This window comes from Streptomyces mobaraensis NBRC 13819 = DSM 40847, from assembly GCF_017916255.1.
Classification (GTDB): domain Bacteria; phylum Actinomycetota; class Actinomycetes; order Streptomycetales; family Streptomycetaceae; genus Streptomyces; species Streptomyces mobaraensis.
In genome coordinates this window covers 2,052,550-2,067,327 of the sequence record NZ_CP072827.1, presented here as the reverse complement: position 1 = coordinate 2,067,327, position 14,778 = coordinate 2,052,550, and the positions used below count along the sequence as shown (strand labels likewise).

The following is a 14,778-nucleotide window of genomic DNA, read 5'->3' as shown; positions in this document are numbered from 1 at the left end:
ATCCTATGGGGGTACGGGCCCCGTACCGTTTCCGGTGATCCCCCGCCCGGCGAACGGAGTGATCCCGCGCGGAGGCGCGACGGGCTGATCGCGCCCGCCCCGCCGGACGGCCCGGGGGGCGCAGCGTCCCGACGGCCCCCGGGCCGGGCCTCACAGCAGTTCCTGAAGCCGCTCCGCCAGCAGGACCCAGCGCCAGCGCTCCTCCACCCAGGCGCGGCCCCGCGCCCCCATGCGGGCGCGCAGCTCCGGGTCGAGGAGGAGCGTCGTGACGCGGTCCGCCGTCTCGGCGGCCGACTCGCCGCGCACCACGAACCCCGTCTCGCCCTCCAGCACCGCGTCCGGGGCGCCGCCCGAGTCGCCGGCGACGACCGGCAGGCCCGTCGCCGACGCCTCCAGGTAGACGATGCCGAGCCCCTCGACGTCCAGGCCGCCGCGCCGGGTGCGGCAGGGCATGGCGAAGACGTCGCCGGCGCCGTAGTGGGCCGGGAGTTCGTCCCACTCGACCGGGCCGGTGAACCGGACGGACGCGGCGACGCCCGTCTCCTCGGCGAGCTTGCGCAGGTCGGCGGCGTACGGGCCGCCGCCGACGATGAGCAGGACGGCGTCCGGGACGCGGGCGAGGACGGCGGGCAGGGCGCGGATCAGGGTGTCCTGGCCCTTGCGCGGGACCAGCCGGGAGACGCAGACGACCACCGGGCGGTCGGTGAGGCCGAGCCGGGCCCGGACCGCGGCGCCGCCCGATTCCGGGTGGAAGGTCTTCTCGTCGACGCCGGGCGGGAGTTGGACCATGCGGGACGCCGCCTCGCGGGTGAGGGCGGAGGCGATGCGGGAGCGTGTGTACTCACCCAGATAGGTGATCGTGTCGGTGCCCTCGCCGATGCGTCGCAGCAACTGCCGCGCGGCGGGCAGCTGCGCCCAGCCCGCCTCGTGCCCGTGGCTGGTGGCGACGATCCGCCGCGCGCCCGCCGCCCGCAGCGCCGGGGCCATCAGGCCCAGCGGGGCCGCCGCGCCGAACCAGACCGAGGAGCAGCCGTGTTCCCGCAGCAGCCCGGCCGCGCGGCGGGTCACCCGGGGCGTGGGCAGCAGCATCGTCGTCCGGTCGCGGACGACGCGGAACGGCTGCTCGGCGTCGAACCGGGCGGTGGCCGCGACGCCCTCGCGGCTCCGCTTCCACGTCGACGCGTAGACGACGATGTCCGCCGGGTCCAGCCGCAGCGCCATGTTGTGCAGGAACGCCTGGATGCCGCCGGGGCGGGGCGGGAAGTCGTTGGTGACGATCAGGGTCTTGTGCATACCGGTCGTTCGCTTCTCCGTCGCTTCTCCGTCGCTTCCCCGGCCGCCCGAGGTCGTATGGCGCGGGTGTCATGGGGGCGGTGGCGTGTGTGACAGTACCCGCCCGGTGTGCCGGGGCGGCGGCCGGGCGATGCCCGGACCGGCCCCACGGGCTCGGCACGGGCACGTGCGGGGGAGCGTCGGCGATCGGGCGGCAATGGCGCCACGACCCCGCACGTCACCGAGGACCGGCCGCCGGACGGGCATCATGCCTTCCAGTGACGGCACCATCACGGCGCGTGGTGCCCCGACGGGACGAGGTGGACGATGGCGGGCTCCGGTACGGGCTCCTCCGGCAAGAGCTCTTCCGGCAAGGGCTCCTCCGACCCCGGTGAGGACACTTCCGACAGGGGCTCACGGCTGCCGTTCCTGTCCGACAGGGGCTCACGGCTGCCGCTCCTGCTCACGGTGTGGGTCCTCACCCGGACCGTCCTGCTGCTGTGCGTGTTCCGGGTGCTGGACATGCCCGGCTCGGACGTCGGCATCGACATCGAGGTGATCTACCGGCGCTGGTACGGGGTCTTCTCGACCGGCGTCTTCCCGTACGACGACGTCACCTGGCAGTACCCGCCCGCCGCCGCCCTCGCCGTCCTCTCCCCGGGGCTGCTGCCGTTCCTCGACTACGCGCACGCCTTCTTCCTGGTCTGCTGGGTGGCGGACGCGGCGGTCCTCGGCATGCTGCTGTACGCCGTCCGGGGCGGGCGGCGCAGCGTGCGGGGCGTGTGGGTGTGGGTGCTCGGGGTGCCGCTGCTCGGGCCGATCGTCTACGCGCGCTACGACGTGATGGTGACCGCCGTCGCCGTCGCCGGGCTGCTCGCCCTCGGCCGCCGGACACGGCTCGCGGGGGCGCTCGCCGGATTCGGGGCGCTGCTGAAGGTCTGGCCCGTGCTGCTGCTGGTCGGGGTGCCGCGCGGGGGCCGGACGCGGTCCGCCTGGACGTCTGCGCTGGTGTCCGGCGTCGTGCTGCTGATGCTGTTCGCCGCCGCGATGCCGGGGGCGCTGGCCTTCCTGACGTTCCAGCGGGACCGGGGGACCGAGGTGGAGTCGCTGGGGTCGATGGTGTTCCATCTGGCCCGGCACTTCGGGTGGCACGGGCGGGCTCGGCTGCACTACGGGTCCGTCGAGTTCCTCGGACGGCATGTGCACGCGGTGAGCGCGCTGGCCCTCGGGCTGAGCCTGGTGGCCTTCGGGTGGTTGCTGCTGTGGCGGGTGCGGGCGCGGAGGTTCGAGGCGTGCACGCCGTCGGACGCGGCCTTCACCGCGGTGCTGCTGTTCACGACGACGAGCCGGGTGATCAGTCCGCAGTACGTGGTGTGGCTGATCGGGCTCGCGGCCGTCTGCGCGACCGTTCGGACGACGCGGCAGGGGTTGCCGATCGTGCTGGTGTTGCTCGCCGCGCCGCTGACGCAGTTGGAGTTTCCGATCTGGTTCCAACATGTCATCGCCAGCGACAAGTTGGGGGTGGCGACGCTGACGTTGCGCAACGCTTTGCTGGTGGCGGCGACGGTGATCGCCTGCCGGCGGTTGTGGCGGGCCACGGTGAGTGTGCCGCCGGTGGCGGCTGGGGAGCCGGAGCCTCCGGCTGAGCGGGCGTCGGAGCTCGTGTCGGGGTGAGGGTGCCCCGGTCCCGCCCTTTCACCGTTTCTTGCGGGGGCAGGCCCCCGCACCCCCTGAAACCGCGCTCCGCGCGGTTGTCCTCAATCGCCGGACGGGCTGATATTCAGCCCGTCCGGCGTTTGAGGACGAGCGGCGAAGCCGTGAAAAGGGGGGTCTGGGGCGCAGCCCCAGGAAACGGCGAAAGGGCGGGGCCGGGGCACACCCCCCTCACCCGTGATAGATCGCCTCGATCTCGTGCGCGAAGTCCTTCGCCACCACATTCCGCTTCAGCTTCAGCGACGGCGTCACATGCCCCGACTCCTCCGTGAACTGCCCCGGCAGGATGCGGAACTTGCGTACCGACTCCGCCTTCGACACCGCCGCGTTGCCGTCGTCGACGGCCTTCTGGACGTCGGCGAGCAGGTCGGGGTCGTCGGCGAGGTCGGCGGCCGTGAGGCCGGCGGGCTTGTCGTGGCGTTCGAGCCAGCGGGGGAGGAAGTCCTCGTCGAGGGTGACGAGGGCGCCGACGAAGGGGCGGCCGTCGCCGACGACCATGCACTCGGCGATGAGGGCGTGGGCGCGGATGCGGTCCTCGATGACGGCGGGGGCGACGTTCTTGCCGCCCGCGGTCACCAGGATCTCCTTCTTGCGGCCGGTGATGCTGAGGTAGCCGTCCTCGTCGAGGGTGCCGAGGTCGCCGGTGTGGAACCAGCCGTCCTCCAGGGCCTCGGCGGTGGCCTTCTCGTTGTTCCAGTAGCCGGTGAAGAGGTGCTCGCCGTGCAGCATGACCTCGCCGTCGTCGGCGATGCGGATGACGGAGCCGGGGAGCGGCTGGCCGACTGTGCCGATCTTCGGGCGGTCCCAGGGGTTGAAGGCGGTGGCGGCGCAGGACTCCGTCAGGCCGTAGCCCTCCAGGACGGTGAAGCCGATGCCGCGGTAGAAGTGGCCGAGGCGTTCGCCGAGCGGGGCGCCGCCGGAGATGGCGTGGGTGGCCCGGCCGCCGAGGACCGCGCGGAGCTTGCCGTAGACGAGGCGGTCGAAGACCTTGTGCTTGAGCTTGAGGCCGAAGCCGGGGCCGGACGGGGTGTCCATGGCGCGGCTGTAGGCGATGGCGGTGTCCGCCGCCTTGTCGAAGATCTTGCCCTTGCCGTCCGCCTGGGCCTTGGCGCGGGCGCCGTTGTAGACCTTCTCGAAGACGCGCGGCACGCCGAGGATCAACGTGGGGCGGAAGCCCGCCAGGTCGTCGGTCAGGTTCTTGATGTCGCTGACCATGCCCAGCCGGATGGGAGCCATCAGCGCGGCCACCTCGACCAGCCGGCCGAAGACGTGCGCGGCGGGGAGGAAGAGGAGGACGGAGGAGTCGCCGGTGCGGAAGAGGGGCTTGAGGCGCTCCACCGCGTTGCCGCACTCGGCGAAGAAGCTGCGGTGGGTGAGCACGCAGCCCTTGGGGCGGCCGGTGGTGCCCGAGGTGTAGACGATGGTGGCGGGGGTGTCGGCGTCGGCCAGTGTGCTGCGCTCGTCCACCTCCTCGTCGGTCAGGTCCGCGCCGGCGGTGCGCAGGGTCTCCACCGCGCCGCCCTCGATCTTCCAGACGTGCTTCAGGTCCGGCAGCGACTCCCGGACGGAGGCGACGGCCGCCTCGTGCGCGTCCGTCTCCACCAGGCAGGCCACGGCCCCGGAGTCGCCGAGGATCCACTCGATCTGCTCGGGGGAGCTCGTCTCGTACACGGGGACGGTGACGCCGCCCGCGCTCCAGATGGCGAAGTCCAGCAGCGCCCACTCGTAGCGGGTGCGGGAGAGCAGCCCGACGCGGTCGCCCGGCTTGACGCCCGAGGCCATCAGGCCCTTGGCGGCGGCGCGCACCTCCGCCAGGAACTCGACCGCGGTGACGTCCTGCCAGCGGCCCTCGACCTTGCGCCCTATGACCGCGACATCTGGGTGGAGCGAAGCGTTCCGGCGGATGAGATCCGTCAGGTTTCCGTCCGCTGGGACCTCATAGAGGGCCGGAAGGCTGAACTCGCGCAAGACTGCTGCTCCTCGTCGGGCGCCGGCGCCGCCGCGTCGTCGAGGGGCGCTGCGTCGGCTGCGGTCCATGTATTACGGGCACGGTGAAGGACGGCCCGGACGTTACCCACCAGTACTGGTTTCGAATAGAGGGTCACGCCCAGATGTTCTGTGCGTCACATGCCGCGGGACCGCTCCCGGCACCCTAGCCCCTCCCTTCGGTGACCCGGAAGTAACCGCAGGTCGCGGCCCTCCCACGCCCCTTCCGTGGGGCCGGGACGCGACCTAGGGTGCTGCTCATGCGAGGTACCGGGAGCACCAGGGTCCATGTGGTCAGCGACGTGCACGGAAACGCCCGTGACCTGGCCCGGGCGGGCGACGGCGCCGACGCCCTGATCTGCCTCGGCGACCTCGTCCTCTTCATCGACTACGCCGACCACTCGCGCGGCATCTTCGCCGACCTCTTCGGCGCCGAGAACACCGCCCGCCTGGTCGAGCTGCGCACCGCCCGCCGCTTCGACGAGGCCCGCGCCTTCACCCGCGGCCTCTGGGACGGCGTCGACCGCCTCCCCGCCATCGAGCGGGCGGTGCGCAAGCAGTACGCCGAACTCTTCGCCGCCTTCCCCACCCCCACCTACGCCACCTTCGGCAACGTCGACCTCCCGCCGCTCTGGCCGGAATTCGCCCGCCCCGGCACCACCGTCCTCGACGGCGAACGCGTCGAGATCGGAGGGCGCGTCTTCGGCTTCGTCGGAGGTGGCCTGCGGACGCCCATGCGCACCCCTTACGAGATCGACGACGAGGCGTACGCGGCCAAGGTCGAAGCGCTCGGCGAAGTCGACGTCCTCTGCACCCACATCCCCCCTGACGTGCCCGAACTCTGCTACGACACGGTCGCCCGGCGCTTCGAGCGCGGCAGCTCCGCCCTCCTGGAGGCGATCCGCGCCACCCGTCCCCGGTACGCGCTCTTCGGCCACGTCCACCAGCCGCTCGCCCGCCGGATGCGCGTCGGCGTGACCGAATGCGTCAACGTCGGGCACTTCGCCTCCACCGGTACACCCTGGGCCATGGAGTGGTGACACGCCGGGAGAGGTAGCCTTCAGCGGCAGACAGCGCGGAAGCAGCGCAGACAGTCGGCCGGACCGGCACGGAGGAGCCACAGCGATGGCGGAACACACCAGCTCGAGCATCACGATCGAGGCGACCCCCGCCGAGGTCATGGCGGTGATCGCCGACTTCGACCGCTACCCGGCGTGGACGGGCGAGGTGAAGCAGGCCGAGGTGCTGGAGCGGGACGAGCGGGGCCGCGCCGCCAAGGTGCGCCTGGTGCTCGACGCGGGTGCGATCAAGGACGACCACACCCTCGCCTACAGCTGGCCGGACGAGCACACCGTCTCCTGGTCCCTGGTGAAGTCGGCCATGCTGCGCCAGCTCGACGGCTCGTACAGCCTGAAGCCGGTGGCGGGCGGGCGGCACACCGAGGCGACGTACATGCTCACCGTCGACGTCAAGATCCCCATGCTCGGGATGATCAAGCGCAAGGCGGAGAAGGTCATCATCGACCGCGCCCTCGCCGGGCTGAAGCAGCGCGTCGAGACCGTCGCCGCTTCCTGACCCGACCTTCCCCTTCCGCCCTGGAGGCTCCACCCGTGCGCACGGTCCTCGTCACCGGTCCCGGAGGCGCGGGCCGTACCACCGTCGCCGCGGCCACCGCGCTGGCCGCGGCCCGCGCCGGCCGGCGCGTCCTGCTGCTGACCGGCGACCCCGGCCCGGTGCCCGGCGCCGTCCTCGGCACCCCGCTGCCGGACGGCGGCGGCGACGCGCGCCGGCCCTTCGGCCCGCCCGTCGAGGCCGCGCCCGGGCTGTGGGCCGCCCGGATCGCCACCGGTGAGCACTTCACCGCCCTCGCCGGCGAACTCCAGGAACGCGGCGCCGCCCTCTTCGACCTGCTGGGCGCCGCGCCCCTCGACCCCGAGGAGTTCACCGAACTCCCGGGGGCCGAGCCGCTCGCCCTGCTCGCCGCCCTGCGCGCCGCGCACGGTGCCGGTGAGCGCTGGGAACTGGTCGTCGTCGACATGCCCCCCGGGCACGACACCGTCCGCCTGCTCGCCCTGCCCGGGCAGCTCCGCCGCTACCTGCGCCGGCTGCTGCCGCCCGAGCGGCAGGCCGCCCGCGCGCTGCGCCCGGTCCTCGCCCAGCTCGCCGGGGTGCCGATGCCCGCCCAGCGGCTCTACGAACTCGCCGGGCGCTGGGACGCGGAACTGGCCGCCGTCCAGGACGTCCTCGACGCCGAGGGCACCACGGTCCACCTGGTCGCGGAACCCGGCCCGCTCACCGCCGACGCCCTGCGCACCGTCCGCGCCGGCCTGGCCCTGCACGGCTGCCGGCTCGGCGCCCTCGTCGCCAACCGGCTGCTGCCGGACGGCGACGACCCCTGGCAGGCGGGACGGGCGGAGGCGCAGCGGACCGCGCTGAAGGGGCTGTACGAGGAGTACGGCGCCGTGCCCGTCGTCGAGCTGCCGCACTTCGGGCGGGATCCGCTGGGCATCGACGGCTCCGCCGGTCCCGGCGGCCTCGACGGGCCGGCCGCGGCCGTCGGGCCCGTACCCCCTCCGCCGCCGGCGCCCGTCCCCACCGTCGAGGACCGGCTGGCCGAGGACAACCTGCTCGTCTGGCGGCTGCCGCTGCCCGGCGCCGAACGCGACCGGATCGGCCTGGTCCGGCGGGGCGACGAACTCATCGTCGCCGTCGGCCCGTTCCGCCGCGCGCTGCCCCTGCCGTCCGCCCTCCGCCGGTGCACGGTCTCCGGCGCGGGGCTGCGCGACGGGGCGCTGTGCGTCCGCTTCACGCCGGACCCGGAGCTCTGGCCGCGGACGGGGCGGTAGGGGGGATCCCGTACGGGTCCCGGGGGGGGCCGCCCGGACACCCCTACGGGTGTGCGCAGCGCCCGGAACGGCGGGTCCACCTTCGGGTACCGTCGAAGGAAAGAGCCTGCCCCAGGAGTCCGTCGTGAACGATGCCACCGAGCGCCCCGCCTCCCCGACGGGACCCGACCCCGACGCCTGGGAGGCGGCCTGCGCCGAGGACCTCGCCGAGGAGCGCGCCCGCAGGCGGGAGCGGTCCGGGGAGGCACCCGGCTCCGCCGCCGAGGAGCTGCGCCGGCTCGTCGAGGCGGTCGCCGACAAGGTCGCGTCCTTCCAGCTGCCGCTCGCCGGCGCCGCCGCCCAGGGTGCCGTGCAGCAGGTCGTCGAGCGGGCCAAGGCCGTCGTCGAGCCCGTCATCGAACGCAACCCGGACGTCTTCGACCACCTCGCCTCGGCCGGCTCCGAGCTGATGGCCGCCTACCGGGCCGCCGTCAAGGGCCAGGAGCAGCGGTGGACGCGGAGCGCCGCCGAGGACCGCCCGGCGGGCGACGGCCCGGCCGCGGGCCGCGACGGCGGCGGCAAGGGCGACGGCGGCGAGGCCGCGGGCGGCACCGAGCGCATCGACCTCGACTGACGCCCCCCTCGCCCTGGCCTGCCGTCCCCCGTCCGGCGACCGCCACGGGCCGGGGCGCTCCCCGGCTCCGGTACGGTTGGTCGCGGCGGGGATCGAGCGAAAAACTGAGGGACACATGGGACTCACCATCGGCGTCGACATCGGCGGCACGAAGATCGCGGCCGGAGTGGTGGACGAAGAGGGTTCGATCCTCGCGACATGCAAGGTGCCGACCCCGGACACTCCCGAAGGGGTCATCGACGCCATCGCCGACGCGGTGCGCACCGTCAGCGCCGACCACGAGGTGGAGGCCGTCGGCATCGGCGCCGCCGGCTACGTGGACGACAAGCGGGCCACCGTGCTCTTCGCCCCCAACATCAACTGGCGGCACGAGGCACTCAAGGACAAGGTCGAGCAGCGCGTCGGCCTCCCCGTCGTCGTCGAGAACGACGCCAACGCCGCCGCCTGGGGCGAGTACCGCTTCGGCGCCGGCCAGGGCCACGACGACGTCATCTGCATCACCCTGGGCACCGGCCTGGGCGGCGGCATCATCATCGGCAACAAGCTGCGCCGGGGCCGCTTCGGCGTCGCCGCCGAGTTCGGCCACATCCGGACCGTCCCCGACGGCCTGCTCTGCGGCTGCGGCAGCCAGGGCTGCTGGGAGCAGTACGCGTCCGGCCGCGCCCTGGTCCGCTACGCCCGCCAGCGCGCCCACGCCACCCCCGAGAACGCCACGGTCCTGCTGGGCCTCGGCGACGGCACCCCCGAGGGCATCGAGGGCAAGCACATCAGCCTGGCCGCCCGGCAGGGCGACCCGGTGGCCGTCGACTCCTTCCGCGAGCTGGCCCGCTGGGTCGGCGCCGGCCTCGCCGACCTGGCGTCGCTGTTCGACCCGTCGGCGTTCATCGTCGGCGGCGGCCTCTCGGACGAGGGCGACCTGGTCCTCGACCCCATCCGCAAGTCCTTCCGCCGCTGGCTCGTCGGCGGCAAGTGGCGCCCGCACGCGCAGGTGCTCGCCGCGCAGCTCGGCGGCAAGGCGGGTCTGGTGGGCGCCGCGGACCTGGCCCGCCAGGGCTGACGGCGGGGCGTCGGGGCCCGCGCGATAGGGTCCGCAGAGCTTGATCATCTGAAGAGGAACGGATCGACTTCAGCCTCAGCGGAGGGCTCATGCTCGCGGACCTGCCGGAATCCTCGACCGAAGCGGACGCCTCCGTGGTCCGCGTGCTCAGCTACAACATCCGCTCCATGCGGGACGACGTGGGGGCGCTGGCCCGGGTGATCCGGGCCTGCGCCCCCGATGTCGTCTGCGTGCAGGAAGCGCCGCGGTTCTTCCGCTGGCGCAAGGCGGCGGCGCGGCTCGCCCGCGCGTCCGGCCTGGTGTACGTGACGGGAGGCGCCACCGCCTCCGGGCCGATGATCCTCTCCACGCTCCGGCCGCACGTGGAACGTACCGAGGACGTGCTGCTGCCGCGCACGCCCGGGCTGCACCAGCGGGGGCTCGCGACCGCCGTCCTGCGGTTCGGACGGGCCCGGCTGGGCGTCGTCAGCTGCCACCTGAGCATCCGGGACGAGGAGCGGTACGCGCAGGGCCGGTTGCTGCTGTCGCGGCTGGCCGCGCTCGGAGTGCCGCACGGTGTCGTCGCCGGGGACCTGAACGACCGGCCCGACGGGCGCACGTTCGGGCTGCTGGCGGGGGAGTTGCAGGACGGGTGGGCCGTGAAGCCGTGGGGGCGGGAGCATACGACGCGGCTGGGGGATCCGTTGCAGCGGATCGACGCGGTGTTCGCCACGGCGGGGGTTGAGGTTTTGGGGTGCGGGGTGCCGATGGGGTTGCCCGGGGTTTCGGAAGCGGACCTGCGGGCCGCGACCGATCACTTGCCGGTGCTGGCGGCACTCCGGGTGCCGGCGGAGCCGGCGTAGGGGGTGCGCCCCGGTCCCGCCCTTTCACCGTTTCCTGGGGCTGCGCCCCAGACCCCGCTTGTCGCGGCTTCGCCGCTCGTCCTCAAACGCCGGACGGGCTGAATGGTCAGCCCGTTGGGGGTGCGGGGGCGGCAGCCCCTGCAAGAAACGGCGAAGGGGCGGGGCCGGGGCTCAGACCACCGCGCCCCGCCCTGGATCGTCCTCGTCCTCGTCCCCGTCCCGCATGCGCAGCACAAGCGTGGCGAAGCCGCCCAGGAAGCCGCCGATGCCCAGGGTGGTGATCCACCACGTCAGTTCCTGGCGCAGCAGCACCATGATCAGGAGCAGCAACGGGCCGCCGAGGACGGCGATCCAGGCGAAGCGGGACGTGACGTCGCCGGTCGGCAGTGGTGGGGGTTCCGGGGGGATGAAGTGGCCCTCGTCGTCGTCCTCGTCCAGGGGGTCGGGGGCGGGGGTGTCGCGGGGGCCGACGCCGGGGGCGTAGACGATGAAGCCGCCGGGGCGGGCGGGCGCGTCGGGTGCGGGAGGCGGTTCCGTCGCCGCGGGGGCCGCCGTCGGCGCGGGGCCCTCGTCGTCGCCCGTCGCGGGCCAGCGGCCCTTCTCCGGGTCGGGCTGCTCGCCGTAGGCCGCGACGAGTTCCGCCCAGGCGGCGTCCTCGTCCAGCGGGTCGCGGCTGTCGTCGCGGTCGTGGCCCGCGTCGCGCTCAGCCACGGGAGGCCGTTCCCTGTGGGGCGGTGCCCTCCGTGGTGTTCCCCTGCCGGGTGAGACGGGTGATGAACGCGTGCGTGTCCTCGAACACCGCGGGGGCGTCGTGGTCCAGGGTGGCCACGTGGTAACTGCGCTCCAGGAGCCGCTCCGTGACGTCCCGGGAGGAGACCCGGGCCAGGATGCGGGCGGAGTCGGCCGGCGGGACGACGTGGTCCTCCGGGCTGTGCATCAGCAGCAAGGGCTGCGTCACCTGGGGCAGTTCGCGGTCCACGAGCTGGAGGAAGCGGTGGAAGGAGTAGGCGGCGTGCAGCGGGACCCGGTCGTATCCCACCTCCCGGCAGCCGGGCTTGGCGATGTCGCTGGCGATGCCGGCCGTGGTCGGCACCAGGTGGCGGAGCAGCGGCAGCGCCTTGACGCCGAGGCCGTGCACCTTGTTGGCGGGGTTGACGACGGCGACGCCGGAGACCGCGTCACCGTGCCGGGCCGCGAGCCGCAGGGCCAGCGCGCCGCCCATGGACAGCCCGCAGACGAAGACCTGCGCGCAGCGCTCGCGCAGGGCCCGCAGTTCGCGGTCGACCTCGGCGTACCAGTCCTGCCAGCCGGTGATCTGCATGTCCTGCCAGCGGGTGCCGTGCCCCGGCAGCAGGGGGAGCGAGACGGTCAGACCGCGCTCGGCGAGGTGGTCGGCCCAGGGCCGTACGGACTGCGGGGAACCGGTGAAGCCGTGGCAGACGAGCACGCCGACCTCTCCGCCGTCATGGCGGAACGGCTCGGCGCCGGGGAGGAGCGGCACCGGGATCTCCGATCGATGGAGCGTGACCGCGGGCACGACGCGCGGCGGCCGCGGAAGGACAGGGTCTGTCCCTCAGCCTACGCGGAGCGCCGCACGGCGGGTAGGCGGGTTAAGGTCTCCTCGTCACACACAGGAGGTTCTCGGTTGTTCTACGGCGCTATGAAGCTGTCCATCGGCGGGTCGCTGAAGCTTGCCTTCCGGCCCTGGGTGGAGGGTTTGGAGAACGTGCCCGCCGAGGGGCCCGCGATCCTCGCGAGCAACCACCTGTCGTTCTCGGACTCCTTCTTCCTGCCCGCGGTCCTGCCGCGGAAGATCACGTTCATCGCGAAGCAGGAGTACTTCACCTCCCCCGGGGTCAAGGGGAAGCTGACGGCCGCCTTCTTCAAGGGCGTCGGCCAGCTCCCGGTGGACCGCTCCGGCGCCCGCGGCGCGGGCGAGGCGGCCATCAAGAGCGGCATCGAGGTGCTGGAGCGCGGTGAGCTCTTCGGCATCTACCCCGAGGGCACCCGGTCCCCCGACGGCCGCCTCTACCGGGGCAAGCCGGGCGGCCTGGCCCGGGTGGCGCTGGCCACCGGGGCGCCGGTGATCCCCGTCGCGATGATCGACACCGAGAAGATCCAGCCGCCCGGCAAGGTGGTGCCCAAGCTGATGCGGCCCGGCATCCGGATCGGCAAGCCGCTGGACTTCAGCCGCTACCACGGCATGGACGGCGACCGCTTCATCCTCCGCTCGGTGACCGACGAGGTCATGTACGAGATCATGAAGCTCTCCGGCCAGGAGTACGTGGACATCTACGCGACGGCCGCCAAGCGGCAGATCGCGGAGGCCGCGAAGAAGAAGGCCGAGGAGGAGAAGGAGGCCGAGAAGGCCGCCAAGGCCGCCGGTCTCGACCAGCCGGGGGAGAAGCGGAAGCGGCGCGGGAGCGAGTAGCGGGCAGCCGCAGCGGGGCGCGCGGCCGGGGCCCGGAAACGGGAGCGGACGGGGACGGACGGAGCGGGCGGGGGATGACGGACGGCGGCGGTACGGGGCGTTCGGACGGCCGGGTACGCATGTCGGTGGAGCTGCCGCTGTGGCGGGCGCTCACCGGATACCGGCTCGTCACCCTCTGCTACGCGCTCGTCCTCTTCGTCCCGGCGTACCACGAGTACGCCCACCCGCTCGGCGCCGCGCTCTACATGGGCGTACTCACCCTGTGGACGCTGGTCACCTGGAACCGCGTCTCCTCCGCCGAACGCTGTACCCGCCGCTTCCTCGTCGCCGACCTCGCCGTCGCGCTGAGCGGCATCCTCCTCACCGGTGTGCTGGACACCCGGTTCCGGATCGAGGACGGTGCCGCCACCCTCCCGTCCGTCTGGACGGCGGGCGCGGTGCTCGGCTGCGCCATCAAGGGCGGCTGGCGGTGGGCGGCCGGCGCCGCCACCCTCGTCGCCCTCGCCAACGCCGTCGAACGCGAGGGACTGCCCCGCGACACCCTCCACGACGTCCTGCTCGTCTGGGTCGCCAGCATCGCCATCGGCTACGTCGTCGAGGTCGCCCGCGTCAGCGAGCGCACCCTCGCCCGCGCGCTGCGGATCGAGGCGGCCAACCGCGAGCGCGAACGGCTCGCCCGGGACATCCACGACAGCGTCCTCCAGGTGCTGGCCATGGTCCAGCGCCGCGGCGCCGCCCTCGGCGGCGAGGCCGCCGAGCTCGGCCGGATGGCCGGCGAGCAGGAGATCGCGCTGCGCACCCTGGTCGCCGGCGGCCTGGTGCCGCCGCGCCGGTCGCAGGGCTCGTCGGGGGCCCGGCCCGCCGACGGCCCGGCCGAGCCGCCGCCCGCCCCCGCCGCCCGCGCCCCCGAAGGCCCCTGCGACCTGCGGGCCCTCCTCGCCCCCTACGCCGGTCCCGCGGTGACCTTCGCCGCGCCCGGCACGCCCGTCCTGCTGGAGTCGGCCGCCGCCGCCGAGCTCGCCGCGGCCGTCGGCGCCGCCCTGGACAACGTCGAACGGCACGCGGGCGAGGACGCCCGGGCCTGGATCCTCGTCGAGGACGAACCCGGCCAGGTGATCGTCAGCGTGCGCGACGACGGGCCCGGCATCCCCGAGGGCCGGCTGGCCGACGCGGAACGGGAGGGGCGCATGGGCGTCGCCCTGTCCATCCGCGGGCGCCTCCGCGACCTCGGGGGCACGGCGGAACTGGTCTCGGTGCCCGGACAGGGCACGGAGGTCGAACTGACGGTCCCACGTGTCCAGCGAAAGAGTGAGGTGTGATGACGGTCGCCGCGGAACAGGCCGTGAAGGTGATGGTGGTCGACGACCACCCGATGTGGCGCGACGCCGTCGCCCGGGACCTCGCCGCCGCCGGGTTCGACGTGGTCGCCACCGCGGGCGACGGCCCCCAGGCCGTCCGGCGCGCCCGGGCCGCCGCCCCCGACGTGCTCGTCCTCGACCTCAACCTGCCCGGCCTGCCCGGCGTCGCCGTCTGCAAGGAGCTCGTCGGCGAGAACCCCGCGCTGCGCGTCCTCGTCCTCTCCGCGAGCGGCGAGCACGCCGACGTCCTGGAGGCCGTGAAGTCCGGCGCCACCGGCTACCTGGTCAAGTCCGCCAGTACGGAGGAACTGCTCGCCGCCGTCCGCAGCACCGCCGCCGGCGACCCCGTCTTCACCCCCGGCCTGGCCGGACTCGTCCTCGGCGAGTACCGGCGCCTCGCCGCCGAACCAGCCCCCGCGGCGCCCGCCCCCGGTTCGTCCGCCCCGGAGGCGCCCCGGCTCACCGACCGCGAGACCCAGGTGCTCCGGCTCGTCGCCAAGGGCCTGTCGTACAAGCAGATCGCCGAACGGCTGGTTATTTCCCACCGGACGGTGCAGAACCATGTGCAGAACACCTTGGGCAAGCTCCAGCTGCACAACCGGGTGGAGCTCGTCCGCTACGCCATAGAGCGAGGTCTCGACGACGCCTGAGCCGCCGGTC

Annotated in this window: 14 protein-coding genes; 10 read left to right on the top strand and 4 right to left on the bottom strand. The window is 73.9% G+C overall.

What is annotated here, in order from left to right:
* Window positions 1-150: 150 nt before the first annotated feature.
* A complete protein-coding gene (locus J7W19_RS08425) occupies window positions 151-1,293 on the bottom strand; it encodes a glycosyltransferase family 4 protein (protein WP_004949446.1) in 1,143 nt (380 codons plus the stop codon).
* Between the two features lie 306 nt (window positions 1,294-1,599).
* Between J7W19_RS08425 and J7W19_RS08420 the strand changes: the two genes are divergently transcribed.
* The gene (locus J7W19_RS08420) at window positions 1,600-2,946 is read left to right on the top strand and encodes a glycosyltransferase family 87 protein (protein WP_004949449.1); all 1,347 of its coding nucleotides are present in this window, start codon (window positions 1,600-1,602) and stop codon (window positions 2,944-2,946) included.
* A gap of 210 nt (window positions 2,947-3,156) precedes the next feature.
* On the opposite strand, the gene J7W19_RS08415 is transcribed toward J7W19_RS08420, so the two are convergent.
* Complete coding sequence (locus tag J7W19_RS08415; protein WP_004949451.1) at window positions 3,157-4,953, bottom strand: AMP-dependent synthetase/ligase; 1,797 nt, start codon at window positions 4,951-4,953, stop codon at window positions 3,157-3,159.
* 278 nt (window positions 4,954-5,231) lie between these two features.
* Between J7W19_RS08415 and J7W19_RS08410 the strand changes: the two genes are divergently transcribed.
* The 6 genes from J7W19_RS08410 (at window position 5,232) to J7W19_RS08385 (ending at window position 10,329) form a co-directional block, all read left to right on the top strand.
* Complete coding sequence (locus tag J7W19_RS08410; RefSeq protein WP_078588142.1) at window positions 5,232-6,011, top strand: metallophosphoesterase family protein; 780 nt, start codon at window positions 5,232-5,234, stop codon at window positions 6,009-6,011.
* 85 nt (window positions 6,012-6,096) lie between these two features.
* The gene (locus J7W19_RS08405; protein ID WP_004949456.1) at window positions 6,097-6,546 is read left to right on the top strand and encodes an SRPBCC family protein; all 450 of its coding nucleotides are present in this window, start codon (window positions 6,097-6,099) and stop codon (window positions 6,544-6,546) included.
* A 35-nt stretch (window positions 6,547-6,581) separates the two neighbouring features.
* Window positions 6,582-7,817 carry an ArsA family ATPase gene (locus J7W19_RS08400; RefSeq protein WP_004949459.1) on the top strand — a complete coding sequence of 412 codons (1,236 nt, stop codon included), beginning with the start codon at window positions 6,582-6,584 and terminating at the stop codon, window positions 7,815-7,817.
* Window positions 7,818-7,941: 124 nt separating this feature from the next.
* Entirely contained in the window at window positions 7,942-8,430 is a 489-nt protein-coding gene (locus J7W19_RS08395) for a DUF5304 family protein (RefSeq protein ID WP_004949462.1), read from the top strand.
* A gap of 115 nt (window positions 8,431-8,545) precedes the next feature.
* Window positions 8,546-9,487, top strand: a complete 942-nt coding sequence (locus J7W19_RS08390; protein ID WP_004949465.1) for an ROK family glucokinase — start codon at window positions 8,546-8,548, stop codon at window positions 9,485-9,487.
* Window positions 9,488-9,576: 89 nt separating this feature from the next.
* Complete coding sequence (locus J7W19_RS08385) at window positions 9,577-10,329, top strand: endonuclease/exonuclease/phosphatase family protein (RefSeq protein WP_004949467.1); 753 nt, start codon at window positions 9,577-9,579, stop codon at window positions 10,327-10,329.
* A 171-nt stretch (window positions 10,330-10,500) separates the two neighbouring features.
* On the opposite strand, the gene J7W19_RS08380 is transcribed toward J7W19_RS08385, so the two are convergent.
* Both J7W19_RS08380 and J7W19_RS08375 read right to left on the bottom strand, forming a co-directional pair.
* On the bottom strand, window positions 10,501-11,040 hold the full coding sequence (locus J7W19_RS08380; RefSeq protein ID WP_004949469.1) for a hypothetical protein: 540 nt from the start codon (window positions 11,038-11,040) through the stop codon (window positions 10,501-10,503).
* Window positions 11,033-11,830, bottom strand: coding sequence for an alpha/beta hydrolase (locus J7W19_RS08375; RefSeq protein ID WP_004949471.1), 798 nt, complete (start codon window positions 11,828-11,830; stop codon window positions 11,033-11,035). The genes J7W19_RS08380 and J7W19_RS08375 overlap by 8 nt, the downstream gene beginning before the upstream one ends.
* Before the next feature lie 159 nt (window positions 11,831-11,989).
* Here J7W19_RS08375 and J7W19_RS08370 point away from each other — a divergent pair, with 159 nt between their 5' ends.
* From J7W19_RS08370 to J7W19_RS08360, 3 genes are all read left to right on the top strand, one after another.
* The gene (locus J7W19_RS08370; RefSeq protein ID WP_004949475.1) at window positions 11,990-12,760 is read left to right on the top strand and encodes a lysophospholipid acyltransferase family protein; all 771 of its coding nucleotides are present in this window, start codon (window positions 11,990-11,992) and stop codon (window positions 12,758-12,760) included.
* Between the two features lie 74 nt (window positions 12,761-12,834).
* A complete protein-coding gene (macS, locus tag J7W19_RS08365; protein ID WP_004949477.1) occupies window positions 12,835-14,079 on the top strand; it encodes a MacS family sensor histidine kinase in 1,245 nt (414 codons plus the stop codon).
* Complete coding sequence (locus J7W19_RS08360; RefSeq protein ID WP_004949480.1) at window positions 14,079-14,768, top strand: response regulator; 690 nt, start codon at window positions 14,079-14,081, stop codon at window positions 14,766-14,768. Before macS ends, J7W19_RS08360 begins: the two co-directional genes overlap by 1 nt.
* Window positions 14,769-14,778: the final 10 nt, after the last annotated feature.